Origin of the sequence: Marinobacter shunpengi, assembly GCF_045449715.1 — a bacterium.
GTDB lineage: Bacteria > Pseudomonadota > Gammaproteobacteria > Pseudomonadales > Oleiphilaceae > Marinobacter.
The window spans coordinates 213,276-227,916 of the sequence record NZ_JBJJLA010000015.1; the positions used below are offsets into that span (position 1 = coordinate 213,276).

Here is a 14,641-nt window from a genome sequence, read left to right on the forward strand (position 1 = left end):
TTTGCCTAAAGATACCAATGCAAGGCCATGTAAAAAAGCGGACCTTAGTCTGATTGTTCTTAATGTGAATCAACACCATCAATCATAGACCAGTTCCACCTGGTTATCGCCCACCAGGTATTTCAGCTCGTAGAGCAGCTTGTCGTCCGGCTGTACCCGCCAGGTTTCCCCCAGCTCGATACGGGTACTGGCGCCGTCTCCCACGTACTCGATCCACACCGGACTGCCCTGGCTGCGGAACGGCCGCAGGGTATTGTCCAGCTTGTCGAGCAGACCGTTGTGCAACTGCTTCGCTTCCAGCTTCAGCTGCAACCCCCGGCTGAAGGACTGCCGGGCGGTGGCCACATCCATCACCGAACTGACCCGCATCTTCATCTGGCCGGAGTAGTCGTCGTGACTCACCTGCCCTTCCAGTACGATCACCTGGTCCGACTGCAGCAGCTCCCGGTTGGCATTGAAGGCCTCGGAGAACAGCGTCGCCTCGATACGACCGCTGCGATCGTCGAGGGTGACAAAGCACATGGTGGAGCCGGTACGGGTCTTCATGGTGCGCTGGGCGACAATCAGTCCCGCCACCCGCTGGGGCGACCGCGACGGCTGCAGGTCAGAGATGGACGAGCGCACGAAACGACGCACCTCCTTCTCGTATTCATCGAACGGATGCCCGGTCAGGTACAGACCCAGGGTGTCCTTCTCGCCTTTCAGGCGCTCCTTCTCCGGCCACTCCCGTACATGGGCCACGTCCGCGAAGGGATCAACGCCCTCGTCACCGCCCAGGATATCGCCGAACATGTCAGTCATACCCACGGATTCATTGCGCGACTGCTGGCCTGCCTGCTGGATGGCCTTGTCGATACTGGCCATCAGTTGCGCCCGGCCCGGCCCCAGCTTGTCCACGGCCCCGGCCCGGATCAGCGCTTCCAGGGCCCGCTTGTTGACCTTCTTCAGGTCCACCCGGCAGCAGAAATCGAACAGGTCCTCGTAGGCGCCACCGTCCTGTCGGGCCTCCACGATGCTCTGGATGGGGCCTTCGCCCAGCCCCTTGATGGCGCCGAGACCGTAGACGATCTGACCCTCGTCGTTCACCGTGAAGGTGTACTCGGAGGTGCTGACATCCGGCAGCACCAGGTCCAGCCCCATGGCCCGGCATTCCTCCACCAGGGTCACTACCTTGTCGGTGTTCTGCATATCGGCGGTGAGCACCGCCGCCATGAACTCCGCCGGGTAATGGGCCTTCAGCCACAGGGTCTGGTAGGACACCAGGGCGTAGGCCGCCGAGTGGGACTTGTTGAAGCCGTAGCCGGCGAACTTTTCCACCAGGTCGAAGATGTTCTCCGCCAGGGTCTTGTCGATGCCATTATTGGCACAGCCCTCCAGGAAGATGGCCTTCTGCTTGGCCATCTCCTCCGGTTTCTTCTTGCCCATGGCCCGGCGCAGCATGTCCGCGCCACCCAGGGTGTAGCCGGCCATCACCTGAGCGATCTGCATGACCTGCTCCTGGTACAGGATGACCCCGTAGGTGGGCTCAAGTACCGGTTTCAGGCCCTCGTACTGGTAATCGGGGTGCGGGAAGGACATGGGCTGGCGACCGTGCTTCCGGTCGATGAAGTCGTCCACCATGCCGGATTGCAACGGGCCCGGACGGAACAGGGCCACCAGGGCGATCATATCCTCCAGGGAGTCCGGCTGCAGGCGGCGGATCAGGTCCTTCATGCCCCGGGATTCCAGCTGGAACACGGCGGTGGTTTCCGCCTTCTTGAGCATGTCGAAGGAGGGTACGTCATCCAGCGGGATGTCGTTGATATCCAGCTCCGCCTCGCCCCGCTTCTGCCGGCGGGGATTGATCATCTTCAGGGCCCAGTCGATGATGGTCAGGGTCCGCAGCCCCAGGAAGTCGAACTTCACCAGGCCGGCATCTTCCACGTCCCCCTTGTCGAACTGGGTAACCAGGCTGCCGCCCTCGTCATCACAATACAGCGGCGAGAAATCGGTGATCTTGGTGGGCGCGATCACCACACCCCCGGCGTGCTTGCCGGCATTCCGGCACACCCCTTCGAGCTTCAGGGCCATCTCCCAGATTTCCTGGGCTTCCTCGTCCTGCTCTAGGAAGTCCCGTAACTGCTCTTCCTGCTCCAGCGCCTTCTCCAGGGTCATGCCCGGCTCGAAGGGAATCATCTTGGAGAGCCGGTCCGCCAGACCGTAGGACTTGCCCTGCACCCGGGCCACGTCACGCACCACCGCCTTGGCGGCCATGGTACCGAAGGTGATGATCTGGGACACCGCCTCGCGACCGTACTTCTCCGCCACATAGTCAATGACCCGGTCACGGCCCTCCATGCAAAAGTCCACGTCGAAGTCGGGCATGGAGACCCGTTCCGGGTTGAGGAAGCGCTCGAACAGCAGGTCGTACTGCAGCGGGTCCAGGTCGGTGATGAGCTGGGCGTAGGCCACCAGGGAGCCGGCACCGGAACCCCGACCCGGGCCTACCGGCACACCGTTGTTCTTGGCCCACTTGATGAAGTCCATCACGATCAGGAAGTAGCCGGGGAACCCCATCTGGATGATGATATCCAGCTCAAAGTTCAGGCGTTTGAAGTACGCCGCCCGCCGCTCTTCGTAGTCCGGGTCGTCCGGGTTGAGGATGGTTTTCAGTCGTTCTTCCAGGCCCTCCTCGGACACCTTGCGGAAGAAGTCATCCATGGTCATGCCATCGGGGATGGGATAGTTGGGCAGGAAGTACTCACCCATTCGCACCGGCACGCTGCAGCGGCGGGCGATTTCCACGGTGTTCTCAATGGCTTCGGGAATGTCCTCGAACAGCTCGACCATCTCCTCCGCACTGCGCAGGTACTGCTGGTCGCTGAAACGGCGCTCCCGGCGCGGGTCCGCCAGGGTGCGACTCTCGCCGATGCAGACCCGGGCCTCATGGGCCTCGAAGTCCTCCGCTTCCAGGAAGTGGACATCGTTGGTGGCCACCACCGGGCAACCGAGTTCCGCCGCCAGTTCCACACTGGCGTGGAGGCAGTCCTCGTCACCGGCACGACCGGTGCGCTGCAACTCCAGGTAATAACTGTCGGGATAGAGTTCCAGCCAGTAGCGCAGGCGATCCCGGGCCAGGTCGGTCTTGCCGGCCAGCAGGGCCCTGCCCACGTCACCCAGTTTGGCGCCGGACAGGGCGATCAACCCCTCGCGGCGCGATTCCAGCCACGCCCGGGTAATAATGGGCTTGCCGTAGCGCTGACCTTCGGTGTAGCCGAGGGAGATGATTTCCGTCAGGTTCAGGTAACCGTCCTGGTTACGGGCCAGCAACGTAATACGGAACGGGTTATCCGGTTCATCCGGGTTTTCCAGCCACAGATCGGCTCCCGGAAGGGGCTTGACCCCCGCCCCCATGGCCGCCTTGTAGAAACGCACCAAGGAGCACATATTGGACTGCTCGGTGAGCCCCACCGCGGGCATGCCCAGCTCCTTCACCCGGTTGATCAGTGGCTTGACCCGGATCAGGCCGTCCACCATGGAATACTCGGAGTGGACGCGGAGGTGGACAAAATTCTGACTCATAAGATCTCGTGTTCCCGGTGTGCAATCTGGTTATCGGATTCTAACGCAAAGGGAGGTATCAGTCCCGCCCGATACGGGCCAGCAGCCCGTCCTCAGTCTGTGCCCCGAGCAGGGTGTCACGCAGCTCACCGTCAGGGTCCACCAGGAAGGTGGCAGGCAGCCCCTGGGGCATGTCCCAGCCCAGGGCGGGGGCCGGGTTGTCGGCCAGCATGGTGAAGTCGATCCCCATGCGCTGGCCCAGCTCCAGCAACTCCGCCCCGGTGACACCATCAAAGTTCACCGCCAGCACGGTCACGCCTTCACGGGCGTCCACGGCGTTAAGTTCGGGAATTTCCTCCAGGCAGGGCTTACACCACTCCGCCCAGTAGTTGACCAATACCCAGTCGCCCCGCAGCGACGCCCAGCCCAGGGACTCCCCGCTTGCCATCGCCAGGGTTGGACTGGCATCTCCGGCGTCTGCGGATGTCGATGGGTCACTGCAGGCAGTCAGCAGGACCATGGCGGACAAAAGGATACAGAGAACAGGGTACTTCCCCATCACACCTCCTGATAGACTTGGCAGCCCTGATCGTACACTTCCCAGGTAATCATTGGCAGAGAACCAGAACCCGATATGGCTGATAACACATTACTTGACCATACCCGCATCTATCACAACCCCCGTTGCTCCAAGTCCCGGCAGACCCTGGCTCTGATGGAGGGAAACGGCCTCGCACCGGAGGTGGTGAAATACCTGGATACGCCGCCCTCGCCTGAGGAACTGGCCGCCCTGGTGAAGGCCCTGGGCTGCTCGGTGCGGGACATCATCCGGGTAAAGGAAAAGGAATACAAGGAACTGGGCCTGGATAACCCCGACCTCTCCGACGACCAGTTGCTGGCGGCCCTGAGCGCCAACCCCAGACTGATCGAGCGTCCTATTGTGACCCATGATGGCAGGGCCACCATGGGGCGGCCGCCCGAGAACGTGTTGGCACTGATCTGACCTTTTCCCAGTTACCAGACGGCCAGGAACCGGAGCCTCCCATGTCCAATGCACAACCGGAGCAGCCCTACGTGCTGGTCCTCTACTACAGCCGCACCGGCCAGACCGCGACCCTGGCCCAACAGATCGCCCGGGGCATTGCACGGGTCGGGGGTATCGAGGCAAGGATCCGTGCGGTGCCACCGGTGTCCCCGGATACCGAGGCCTCCCAGCCGGCAGTGCCGGACGAGGGCGCCCCCTGGGCCACCCGCGACGACCTGGCCAACTGTGCGGGCCTGGCCATCGGCAGCCCCACCCGCTTTGGCAATATGGCGGCGCCGCTCAAGTATTTCCTGGATGGCACCGGTGACCTGTGGGTGAGTGGCACCCTCGCCGGCCGGCCCGCCGGGGCCTTCACGTCTACCGGCAGTCTTCACGGCGGCCAGGAGTCCACCCTGCTGACCATGATGATGCCCCTGCTGCACCACGGCATGGTGCTGTGCGGGGTGCCCTACAGCGAACAGGCCCTGTCGGCCACCACCTCCGGCGGCACGCCCTACGGCCCGTCACACTGGGCGGGCACCGACACCCGGCATGCGGTCAGTGACCATGAGAAGACCATCTGCCAGACCTTCGGCGAGCGACTGGCCCGACTGGCCCTGAAACTCGCGGATTAAGCCGCTGGAACCAACCACCTGCTACCCTGTCAGGAAACACCATGCTGTATTCTGAAAACGCGAAGAAAACCCGTGGCATCGCCGCCACACTGTATACCCTGTTCCTCGCCCTGCTGGTGGTCACCACCTTCTGGCCTGACCAGGTGGAGGACGTATCGGTGGTACTGATGCTGTCGGTCAAACTCCTGCCATTGCTACCTTTTGCGCTGGTGGTGTTTCGGGGGCACAACCGGGGCTATATCTGGATGAGCTTCGTGCTGATCTTCTACTTCACCCAGGCCGTGGTCACCGCCTGGCTGAGCGAGGGGAAGCCAATGCCGGTTCTGATGGCGGTGCTCAGTGTTTCGCTGTTTACTGTTGCCATGGTTCACCTTAAGGTGAATCGGCCCTGATCGCACACACGAGGTAGTCAATGTCCGAGACCCTGGCCCGCGAGACCCGCCCGGAGCACACCCTCACCCTGAGGGAACTGTGCAACGCCCTGGCGGACACCGGTGAAGTCAGCCGCGAGGATGCCGAACGGGTGCTGGCAGCCAACCTGGGCGCGAGTGCCGAGGCCCGGCATCCGCTGGAGGTCATCGCCATTGCCCGGCTCACCAGCCAGAAGGATCATCGGGCCCTGGACCTGGAACGCCTTACCCGCTGGCTGGCGGAGTGGTCACAACAGCCTTACTACCATATCGATCCCCTGAAGATTGACACCCCGGCCATTGCCCGGGCGATGTCTTATGCCTTTGCCCAGCGCCACCATATCCTGGCGGTGGAAGTCACCGATCAGGAAGCGGTCATTGCCAGCGCCGAACCCTTCAAGAGCGACTGGGAAGCCAACCTCCGCCATGTCTTGCAGCGCCCCCTGAAGCGGGTAGTGGCCAACCCGGAATCCATCCGCCGCTACACGGTGGAGTTCTACCAACTGGCCAATTCCGTCAGCAAGGCCGGTGGCCAGCAGGGTAGCGCCGCCGGCAACCTGCACAACTTCGAGCAACTGCTGGACATTGGCCAGGGAACCAGTCACGACGCCAATGACCAGCACGTGGTGAAGATCGTCGACTGGTTGCTGCAATACGCCTTCGACCAGCGGGCCAGCGACATTCACATCGAACCCCGGCGGGACCTGACCCGGGTGCGCTTCCGCATTGACGGGGTGCTGCATAATGTCTACGAGTTTCCGGAACAGGTGGGCGTGGCGGTCACCAGCCGCCTGAAGATCCTGGGGCGCCTGAACGTGGCAGAGAAACGCCGGCCCCAGGACGGTCGCATCAAGACCCGCAAGCCCGACAACAGCGAGGTGGAACTGCGCCTGGCCACCATGCCCACCGCCTTTGGCGAGAAGATGGTGCTGCGGATCTTCGACCCGGAAGTGCTGCTCAAGACCTTCGAACAACTGGGCTTCTCCGGCGAAGACCGGGAACGCTGGCACGAGATGACCAGCCGCCCCCACGGCATCGTACTGGTGACCGGCCCCACCGGCTCCGGCAAGACCACCACGCTCTACTCCACCCTGAAGACACTGGCGTCCCCGGACCAGAACATCTGCACTATCGAGGACCCCATCGAGATGGTGGAGCCGGCCTTCAACCAGATGCAGGTACAGCACAATATCGAACTGACCTTCGCCTCCGGCGTCCGGGCCCTGCTGCGCCAGGACCCGGACATCATCATGATCGGTGAGATCCGCGACCTGGAAACCGCCGAAATGGCGGTGCAGGCGGCCCTTACCGGCCACCTGGTGCTTTCCACCCTGCACACCAACGACGCTCCCAGCGCCTTTACGCGCCTGCTGGAACTGGGCATACCGCCCTACCTGATCCGCGCCACGGTCATCGGCGCCATGGCCCAGCGCCTGGTCCGGCTGCTGTGCCCCCACTGCAAGAAGCCGGCACCGCTGGAAGACGAAGCCTGGACCACCCTGACCCGCCCGTGGAAGGCCCCCATGCCAAAGCAGGTCTACCAGCCCGTCGGTTGCCTGGAATGCCGGGACACCGGCTACCTGGGCCGCGCCGGCGTCTACGAGATCCTGGGCCTGTCCCGTACCATCGCCGGGCAGATCAATGACCGCTGCGAGCTGGAGCAACTGCGCCTGGACGCCTACAAGGATGGCATGAAGTCACTGCGACTGAGTGGCGCCCAGAAGGTGGCCGCCGGGCAGACCACCATCGAGGAGGTGCTGCGGGTGACGCCCGAGAGTCAGCGGTAATCGCCAGGCGGGAATGACCTCCGAGCGTTCAGGCCCCGGGCCGCAACCCACACTGCTCCAGCTGCCGCTGCCAGAGTTCAATATGCCGCTGCTGGCTGGCGTCCAGCTCGGCCCATAGCGAATCACCGTCCAGCCTCAGGTAGCGCTCATACCATGGCCGGAAGCTGTCCGGCATGACCGACTGCTGCCGTTCCGCCAAGCGCGCCAATGGGCGAATGATGTCATCGCGGCCCCGGCGCACCTGCGCGAGATAGGGCTGCACCCGCTCGACAAACACGCTGAAGAACATCCCCTGGACAATGTCCGACTGGTTGTTGGGCTTGCCGTCCAGGCACAGGGGGCGCCCCTGAAGACGGGACTCGATGACGTCGCTGGCGTCGTCCAGGCGGGTGGTCAGCAGGCGGGCGCTGAGGATCAACTGGCCGGCGGCCTGGTGGGCCTGCCATTGCTGGTGGATGGCCCCCAACGGCTCCAGGTCAACGTCGGTATTACCTTGCAGCAGGGGCATCAGCATGGTGTTCAGGGTTTTCAGGTCCGTCGCCAGGTTGGTGATCCCGGTTTCCGGTGCCAGGGGATAAGGCCCTTCGGTGCGGGTGAACAGGCCCTCCACCTCCTCCACGCCCCAGGTGGCGTTCCATACCGCGATGGGCAGTGACCCCCGCTTGCTCTCCACCGCCTGCGCCACCTCGTCCCGCAGGGTGTCGTCGGCAATCTCCGGCAGGCAGTCGCCGGCGGTTTCGATGAACCGGACCTCATAGCGCAGGCGGTTGGCGGGCTGCATGACCCGCCCCAGCACTGAGGCCCGCTCCCCGGCCACCACCTGCAGCTCACAGCCGAACAGGGACAGGAAATCCAGCATGCCCAGCTCTACCCCAGGCATGTCCAGGACCCGGTCACGGCGCCTGGGCAATGGGTCGGTAGCGGGAATGGGGGAGAGTTCGTAAGATTGGTCCAGTACGCGGGCGGTCCTCTCCACGTACTCGTCCATCATGGATTCCGGGGCACCGAACGGGTTGCAGCCCGCCAGTGTCAGGAGGGCCAGGAGCAGAACCAGACTCCGGATAAACCGTTGCTGGTTCCTAGTGATGGGGTAGCAGCAATCCATCAACCTCACAGAAATCCCGGGCCACGGGGCGCGCCACTGTCTCCGGCAGGTCCCCGTCCCGGACCAGCCAGCAGGTCTGAAGCCCGGCGGCCTCGGCGGCTTCCAGCTCCGCCTCCACATCAGACAGGAACAGCACAGTTGCCGGCTCAACGCCCAGCTGGTCAACAATGTTGTGGTAGGAGGTCGCTTCCTTCTTGCCACCAACGTTGGTATCGAAGTAGCCGCTGAAGAAGGGGGTCAGGTCACCCTCGTTGGAAAACCCGAAAATCAGCTTCTGCGCCTTGACCGACCCGGACGAATACACATACAGGCGGAGGCCCCGGTCATGCCAGAAGCGGAGGTATTCGGCGGCATCCGGATAGACATGGCCATCAAAATCGCCATGCTGGTAGCCCTGCTCCCACAGCATGCCCTGCAGGGTCTTCAGGCTGGTTTCCTTGCGATCCCCGTCAATCCACTGCTCCAGGGTGCGGACCAGGCCGTCGATATCATCACGCTCGCAACCGGACACCCGGGCCACCTCGTCAAGCTGCTCCCCCACGGCTGGATCCTCGTGCTGCCAGTCGCGGACGAACTCACCCATATGTTCACGGGCGTAGGGAAACAGCACCTCATGCACAAAGGCAATGGAGCTGGTGGTGCCCTCGATGTCGGTCAGGATCACGCGAATCATCATGCGGCTCCGGCAAGACGCTCATAACGGGGCAGACGATTGGCAATGTCTTCCCCGGTAAATTCCGCCACCCATCCTTCCGGGTTGGTAAACAGCCGGATGCAGGTGAATTCCGGTTCGGGGCCCATATCAAACCAGTGGCGGGTGCCATGGGGCACGCTGATCAGGTCGTTCCTGCGGCAAAGCACGGCATAGACCCGGTCGCCCAGGTGAAGGTAGAAAAGCCCCTGCCCCCGCACGAAGAAACGCACCTCGTCCTCGCTGTGGGTGTGTTCATCCAGGAACTTCTGGCGGAAGGCTTCCTTCTGGGGGTTGTCCGCCGTCAGGCTGACCACATCGGCGGTGGCAAACCCACCTTCCCGCTTAAGGTGTTCCACCTCGTCGGTATAGGCCTCGAGGATATCGTCCTGGCTGGCATCGGCGGGCAATGCCCGGGTCGGCCAGCGCTCGAAGCGTATGCCCTGCTCGCCCAGCAGCCGGGCAATCTCAGCGGGATTCTCCACCACCTGCTCGGGGGTGTCCGGCTGGTTCTGGTGAAAGATGCTCAGCGTCGTCATCCGCGGACCCTCATGGTTTCAAGTTCACATTCAAACAGGAATTCAAACGCCTCCACATGGCGCAGGCATTCGTTCATGTCCCGGCCCCAGGTATAGAGGCCATGGCCCCGGATCAGGTAACCCGGCTGGCCGGGATTCTCCGACAGCCACTGCCCGGCCTCTGCCGCCAGGGCCGGAATGTCCTGGGTATTGGCAAACACCGGCACCACCACCTGGCCCTCGTGGGTATCGACGCCAGCGAAGGCCTTCTGCAACTCGTAGTCTTTCAGTATAAGGGCATCGCCCTCACTGACCAGCCGGCTCAGCACCGTGGCCTTCACCGAATGAGTATGCAGTACTGCGCCGATGTCCGGCCGGTCCCGATAGATCACGGTATGCAGCAGGGTTTCCGCCGATGGCCGGCTGTCGCTCTGGACCGGTGCACCGGCCAGGTCCACCACCATGACATCGGCCTCGGTCAACTGGCCCTTGTGGCGACCGGACACCGTAATGGCCACATGGCCATCGCCGATACGACTGGAATAATTGCTGCTGGTGGCCGGGGACCATCCCTGCTGGTACAGGAAAGCACCCGCCTCGCAGATTTCCCGGGCTGCCCGACTGTAGCGGGCAAGGTCAAAGGCGCTGGTCACTGGACTACCGGATTGCCTTCGGAATCGTTCCAGATCTTGCGGCCATCGGTATCCATCCTGCCGTTGGAGTCCCAGACCTCGCGATTGGTGGTGGCATCCTCCAGTTCGCCGTTATCATCCCACACCTCGCGGTCGGACGTGGCCTCCTCGACCTTGCCGTTGTCATTCCAGATGGCACGGCCCTGACAGCCGGCCAGTGCAATCGCCGCCAAAACCACTACAAACAGCTTTCTCATGCCACTCTCACCTCATTGGTCAATGACTATCGCGCCCCGTGTATTTCCCGGTTGCGCTGTTTCTGCTGATCACTCTTGCGCACCATGACGTAGACCGCACCGGTGCCACCATGATGCTTCTGGGCCGAATGAAAGGCCAGGACCTCGTCCAGCTCCGGCAGCCATCGGGCCAGGTAACTCTTGAGCTGGGCGATGCCGTCGGGATTACGCTCGCCCTTGCCGTGCAGGATGATCACCGAACGCAACCCATAGCGCACGCAATCCTTCACGAAACCGAACACCTCCCGCCGGGCCTCCTCCACCGTCATCCGGTGCAGGTCCAGGCGGGCCTCGATGGGGTACTGCCCCAGCCTGAGCTTGCGAAACACACCATGCTGGATACCGGGCCGTTGCCAGCTCAGGATGTCGTGGGCGGTCAGGGGGTCCACATCCGAGGCCGTCAGCGGATTGGCATCCCGGACCTGGGCATCAACGGCGGCCCGCTGACGTTCCAGGTGACCCGGCGTCAGTTCCTTCGGGGTGGACACCTCCGCCCGGTTCGGCCGCCGGATACGGCGGACATCTTTCATCTGTTCCAGGAACAGCAGTCGCTCATCTTTTGACGTCATGGTACTGGTTCAGGGTGAGCTCGATTCAACCGGCACTTTACCACCGGCCCTCCGGGGCATAAAGCGACAACGGACGATGATAAGCGGTTCAGCACCCTGGCTGGTTATAATACGACCAAAGGCCGACGCTGAAACGTCACATATTGGGTTACACTGCCCAAAGCCGCCACTGGACCAGTTCCTATAGACAATAACAAGAGTGCAGAGTTCATGACCCAGGACCAGGAAGCCACATTACCCCAGAACACCCGGTCAATCATGGCCTTCCTCCGGGAACACGCCCCTTTCTCCGGCATGGACGACGGTCACCTGGCCCTGTTCGCCGAACACGCCAGCCTTCAGTTCTTTGCCGATGGCGATACGGTCCTGTCGCCGGAGGACGGACCGGTCAGGACCTTCAACGTGGTCAAGCAGGGGCGTATCCGGGGCGAGCGGATCAACACCAAGACCGGCGAACCGGAAACCACCTTCGAGATCAGCCGGGGTGAATGCTTCCCACTGGCGGCGCTGATCGGGGAGCGCCCCACCCAGACCCTGCACCGTGCCTCCGGCGATACCTTCTGCCTGTCCCTGGATCACCAGCACTTTGTCACCCTGTTCTCCGAGAGCGAGAGCTTCCGGGACTTCTGCCTGCGGGGCGTCAGCAGCCTGCTTGACCAGGTCAACCAGCGCATCCAGTCCGGCGCCATGGCATCGCTGGGCTCCTCCAACTCCCTGGACACGCCCCTGGAGCGCTATGCACTGCGCAACCCGATTGTCTGCTCGCCGGACCTGCCTATACGCAAGGCCGTGGCGAAGATGCATGACAACAGCGTGGGCAGCATCATCATTACCGACGATCAGCGCCACCCCAAGGGCATTTTCACGCTCAGGGATCTGCGTTCGGTAGTGGCGGAGGAACGCTGCACCCTGGACACCCCCATCGGCCAGATGATGACCACCAACCCCCACCGGCTGCCGGCCAGTGCCGATGCCTTTGAGGCGGCCATGCTCATGGCGGAGCATCACTTTGCCCACATCTGCGTGGTGGACGACGAGGATTGCCTGATTGGCGTGGTGTCGGAGCGGGACCTGTTCGCCCTGCAGCGGGTCGACCCGGTCCACCTGGCCCGGGCCATCGGCACGGCCACCCATCTCCAGACCCTGATAACCCTGAGGAACGATGTCTCCAGGCTGGTGGATGCCATGCTGGCCCATGGCGCCGATTCCGGGCAGGTGGTGAAGATCATCACCACCCTTAACGACATCACCGTGCGCCGGGTACTGGAGCTGAACCTGAAAACCCGTGACCCGGGCATTCCCTTCACCTGGCTGACCTTCGGCAGCGAGGGCCGCCAGGAACAGACCCTGCTGACCGACCAGGACAACGGCATTCTCTTCACCACACCGGAAGGCATGACCCCGGACCAGGTGCGGGAGAAACTGCTGCCCTTTGCCGAGACCGTCAACAGGGAACTGGCACAATGCGGATTCACCTGGTGCAAGGGCAATATCATGGCCAGTAATCCCAGGCTGTGCCTGAGTATCGAGGAGTGGGATGACTGGTTTCTGAGGTTTATCGACGCCTCCACGCCCCAGAACCTGGTGTATTCCTCCATTTTCCTGGACATGCGGGCGGTGTTCGGCCCCATGGAGCCCCTGAACGACCTGCTGGACCTGGTGCTTACCCGCATCCGCAAGAACGCCCTGTTCCAGAAAATGCTGGCGGGTAACGCCCTGCAACGGAAGCCGCCACTGAACATCTTCCGGGGCTTCCGTTATGCTCCGGATGGCGACCGCCGCAGCCTGGACCTGAAACGCCAGGGCCTGGCCCCGTTCGTGGAAGCGGTGCGGGTATTTGCCCTGGCCCATGGTGTGGCCACCGCCAACACCCTGGAGCGCATGGCGGAACTGGTGAAAAAGGGGATCTTCGACGACAAGGACGCCAACGCCTGGCAGGAGGCCTACAGCCTGATCCAGGCCATCCGCATGCGGGCCCACCAGGAACAGCTGAAGAACGGGGAGGAGCTGTCCAACTACATCAATCCGGACAACCTTAACCCCCTGGATCGGCGTATCCTGCGGGAATCCTTCCGCCAGGCCCAGCGGCTCCAGCAGAAGCTGGAAGTCACCTATCAGTTGTAGGATCGCCGTCACCATGCTGGACAAGCTGAAAACCTGGCTCAACGACAAACTCACCGGGCCGGCGGAATACCACGACCTGGGCCATCTGCCGGCGCCCCGGGCCGCCGGAGACCAGCGCCTTGAGAATCTCCGGCTTATCGTGCTGGACCTGGAGACGACCGGCCTGAACCCGGCGAAGGACAGGGTGATCGCTGTTGGTGCCGTGACCATCGACCGGTTGGCCATCCCCCTTGCCGACCAGTTTGACCTGATCCTCCGGCGCCCGGAACTGGATATCCGCGAGACGGTGCTGATCCATGGCATCGGTCCGGAGGCACTGACCAAAGGTCACGAAACCCGGGACGCATTGCTGCACCTGCTGGAATGGATGAATGGCAACCCGATCCTGGCCTTCCATTCGGCTTTCGACCGCAAGTTCCTGGAAAAGGCCCTGCGCCGACAACTGGGGTACACCCAGCAACACACCTGGGTGGACGTGGCCGAACTCATGCCCGCCTTCTTCCCCGAGGCCCGGGAGAGCTGCAAGCGACTGGATCACTGGGTCGAGCACTTCAACCTGGATATCGCCGCCCGGCACCACGCCGCCGCCGATGCCCTGGCCACCGCCGAGCTGTCACTGATCGCTTTCCGCGAGGCACGCCGCCAGGGCGTGGTCACCCTGGACGATCTCCACCAGAGACTGCGTTACTACCAGCGCCTGAAGACCCTGCACAGGATGTGACACGCCTCTCACAGACGCCTGAAAACCGCCCCCGGCGGTCTCTTCCGAAGCCCCGTAAATCCCCTTCAACCAACGACTTGTGTGCGATAGCGACCTACTTAGACCTTTTGCCAATATCCATTAACTTCCCGACAGGTAAAGTCAGTGATGGTAACCAGCAGGAGAATAACCCGTGAACAACAATCTCTCTTGGTTGCATCACAAGGAAAGGTCCGGTCAGGGCCCCGCCGGCAAAGGGTGGGACGTTGGCCGTACTGGCTTTTTCTCTTCTCCAATCTACAAGCGTCTAAATCCTACAAAAACAAAACAGGAGACCTGTTATGTCTGACGCAAGCAGCAATGCTGTTCAGTACTGGAAGGCGAACCTGCGTCTGATACTGGGATGCCTGATCGTGTGGGCCCTCGTATCCTACGGCTTCGCCATCCTGCTACGCCCCGTGCTCGCCGGCATTCCGGTTGGCGGCACCGACCTCGGGTTCTGGTTTGCCCAGCAGGGCTCCATCCTGACCTTTATTGCCCTGATCTTCTTCTACGCCTGGCGTATGAACAAGCTGGATCAGCAATTCGGTCTGGCCGAGGAGGACTAACC

General features: G+C 62.6%; 15 protein-coding genes. 7 read left to right on the top strand and 8 right to left on the bottom strand.

Translation table 11 applies throughout. The annotated features are described in order from the left end of the window. Positions 1-78: 78 nt before the first annotated feature. Positions 79-3,561, bottom strand: a complete 3,483-nt coding sequence (gene dnaE, locus ACJO3T_RS09000) for a DNA polymerase III subunit alpha (RefSeq protein ID WP_406964544.1) — start codon at positions 3,559-3,561, stop codon at positions 79-81. A 58-nt stretch (positions 3,562-3,619) separates the two neighbouring features. Continuing rightward, the gene (locus ACJO3T_RS09005; RefSeq protein ID WP_406964542.1) at positions 3,620-4,099 is read right to left on the bottom strand and encodes a TlpA disulfide reductase family protein; all 480 of its coding nucleotides are present in this window, start codon (positions 4,097-4,099) and stop codon (positions 3,620-3,622) included. 75 nt (positions 4,100-4,174) lie between these two features. On the opposite strand from ACJO3T_RS09005, the gene arsC reads away from it, so the two are divergent. Genes arsC through tfpB form a run of 4 tightly spaced genes read left to right on the top strand, consistent with a single transcriptional unit; the run spans position 4,175 to position 7,396 of the window. After that, positions 4,175-4,543: an arsenate reductase (glutaredoxin) gene (gene arsC, locus ACJO3T_RS09010; RefSeq protein WP_406978336.1), complete on the top strand. Its 369-nt coding sequence runs from the start codon at positions 4,175-4,177 to the stop codon at positions 4,541-4,543. Positions 4,544-4,584: 41 nt separating this feature from the next. Next, positions 4,585-5,199 (top strand): NAD(P)H:quinone oxidoreductase, encoded by a 615-nt coding sequence (wrbA, locus tag ACJO3T_RS09015; RefSeq protein ID WP_406978337.1) that lies wholly within the window; start codon positions 4,585-4,587, stop codon positions 5,197-5,199. 41 nt (positions 5,200-5,240) lie between these two features. Continuing rightward, the gene (locus tag ACJO3T_RS09020) at positions 5,241-5,591 is read left to right on the top strand and encodes a DUF2069 domain-containing protein (protein ID WP_406978338.1); all 351 of its coding nucleotides are present in this window, start codon (positions 5,241-5,243) and stop codon (positions 5,589-5,591) included. 20 nt (positions 5,592-5,611) lie between these two features. Next, on the top strand, positions 5,612-7,396 hold the full coding sequence (gene tfpB / locus ACJO3T_RS09025) for a type IV pilus assembly ATPase TfpB (RefSeq protein ID WP_406978339.1): 1,785 nt from the start codon (positions 5,612-5,614) through the stop codon (positions 7,394-7,396). Between the two features lie 28 nt (positions 7,397-7,424). Here the strand turns inward: tfpB and ACJO3T_RS09030 are convergent, their stop codons facing one another. Genes ACJO3T_RS09030 through smrA form a run of 6 tightly spaced genes read right to left on the bottom strand, consistent with a single transcriptional unit; the run spans position 7,425 to position 11,207 of the window. Beyond that, on the bottom strand, positions 7,425-8,501 hold the full coding sequence (locus ACJO3T_RS09030; protein WP_406978340.1) for a DUF3080 domain-containing protein: 1,077 nt from the start codon (positions 8,499-8,501) through the stop codon (positions 7,425-7,427). Beyond that, positions 8,476-9,174: an acireductone synthase gene (mtnC, locus tag ACJO3T_RS09035; RefSeq protein ID WP_406978438.1), complete on the bottom strand. Its 699-nt coding sequence runs from the start codon at positions 9,172-9,174 to the stop codon at positions 8,476-8,478. The genes ACJO3T_RS09030 and mtnC overlap by 26 nt, the downstream gene beginning before the upstream one ends. Next, the gene (locus tag ACJO3T_RS09040; protein ID WP_406964535.1) at positions 9,174-9,731 is read right to left on the bottom strand and encodes a 1,2-dihydroxy-3-keto-5-methylthiopentene dioxygenase; all 558 of its coding nucleotides are present in this window, start codon (positions 9,729-9,731) and stop codon (positions 9,174-9,176) included. Before ACJO3T_RS09040 ends, mtnC begins: the two co-directional genes overlap by 1 nt. Continuing rightward, positions 9,728-10,363 (bottom strand): methylthioribulose 1-phosphate dehydratase, encoded by a 636-nt coding sequence (locus ACJO3T_RS09045; protein ID WP_406978341.1) that lies wholly within the window; start codon positions 10,361-10,363, stop codon positions 9,728-9,730. Before ACJO3T_RS09045 ends, ACJO3T_RS09040 begins: the two co-directional genes overlap by 4 nt. Then, positions 10,360-10,599, bottom strand: a complete 240-nt coding sequence (locus ACJO3T_RS09050; protein WP_406978342.1) for a lipoprotein — start codon at positions 10,597-10,599, stop codon at positions 10,360-10,362. The genes ACJO3T_RS09045 and ACJO3T_RS09050 overlap by 4 nt, the downstream gene beginning before the upstream one ends. 26 nt (positions 10,600-10,625) lie before the next feature. Further along, on the bottom strand, positions 10,626-11,207 hold the full coding sequence (gene smrA, locus ACJO3T_RS09055; RefSeq protein ID WP_406978343.1) for a DNA endonuclease SmrA: 582 nt from the start codon (positions 11,205-11,207) through the stop codon (positions 10,626-10,628). A gap of 210 nt (positions 11,208-11,417) precedes the next feature. Here smrA and ACJO3T_RS09060 point away from each other — a divergent pair, with 210 nt between their 5' ends. The 3 genes from ACJO3T_RS09060 to ACJO3T_RS09070 all read left to right on the top strand — a co-directional run bounded on the left by ACJO3T_RS09060 (position 11,418) and on the right by ACJO3T_RS09070 (position 14,639). Next, positions 11,418-13,331 (top strand): putative nucleotidyltransferase substrate binding domain-containing protein, encoded by a 1,914-nt coding sequence (locus tag ACJO3T_RS09060; protein WP_406978344.1) that lies wholly within the window; start codon positions 11,418-11,420, stop codon positions 13,329-13,331. A 13-nt stretch (positions 13,332-13,344) separates the two neighbouring features. After that, the gene (locus tag ACJO3T_RS09065) at positions 13,345-14,052 is read left to right on the top strand and encodes a 3'-5' exonuclease (protein ID WP_406978345.1); all 708 of its coding nucleotides are present in this window, start codon (positions 13,345-13,347) and stop codon (positions 14,050-14,052) included. 320 nt (positions 14,053-14,372) lie between these two features. After that, a complete protein-coding gene (locus ACJO3T_RS09070; RefSeq protein ID WP_406964525.1) occupies positions 14,373-14,639 on the top strand; it encodes a DUF4212 domain-containing protein in 267 nt (88 codons plus the stop codon). Positions 14,640-14,641: the final 2 nt, after the last annotated feature.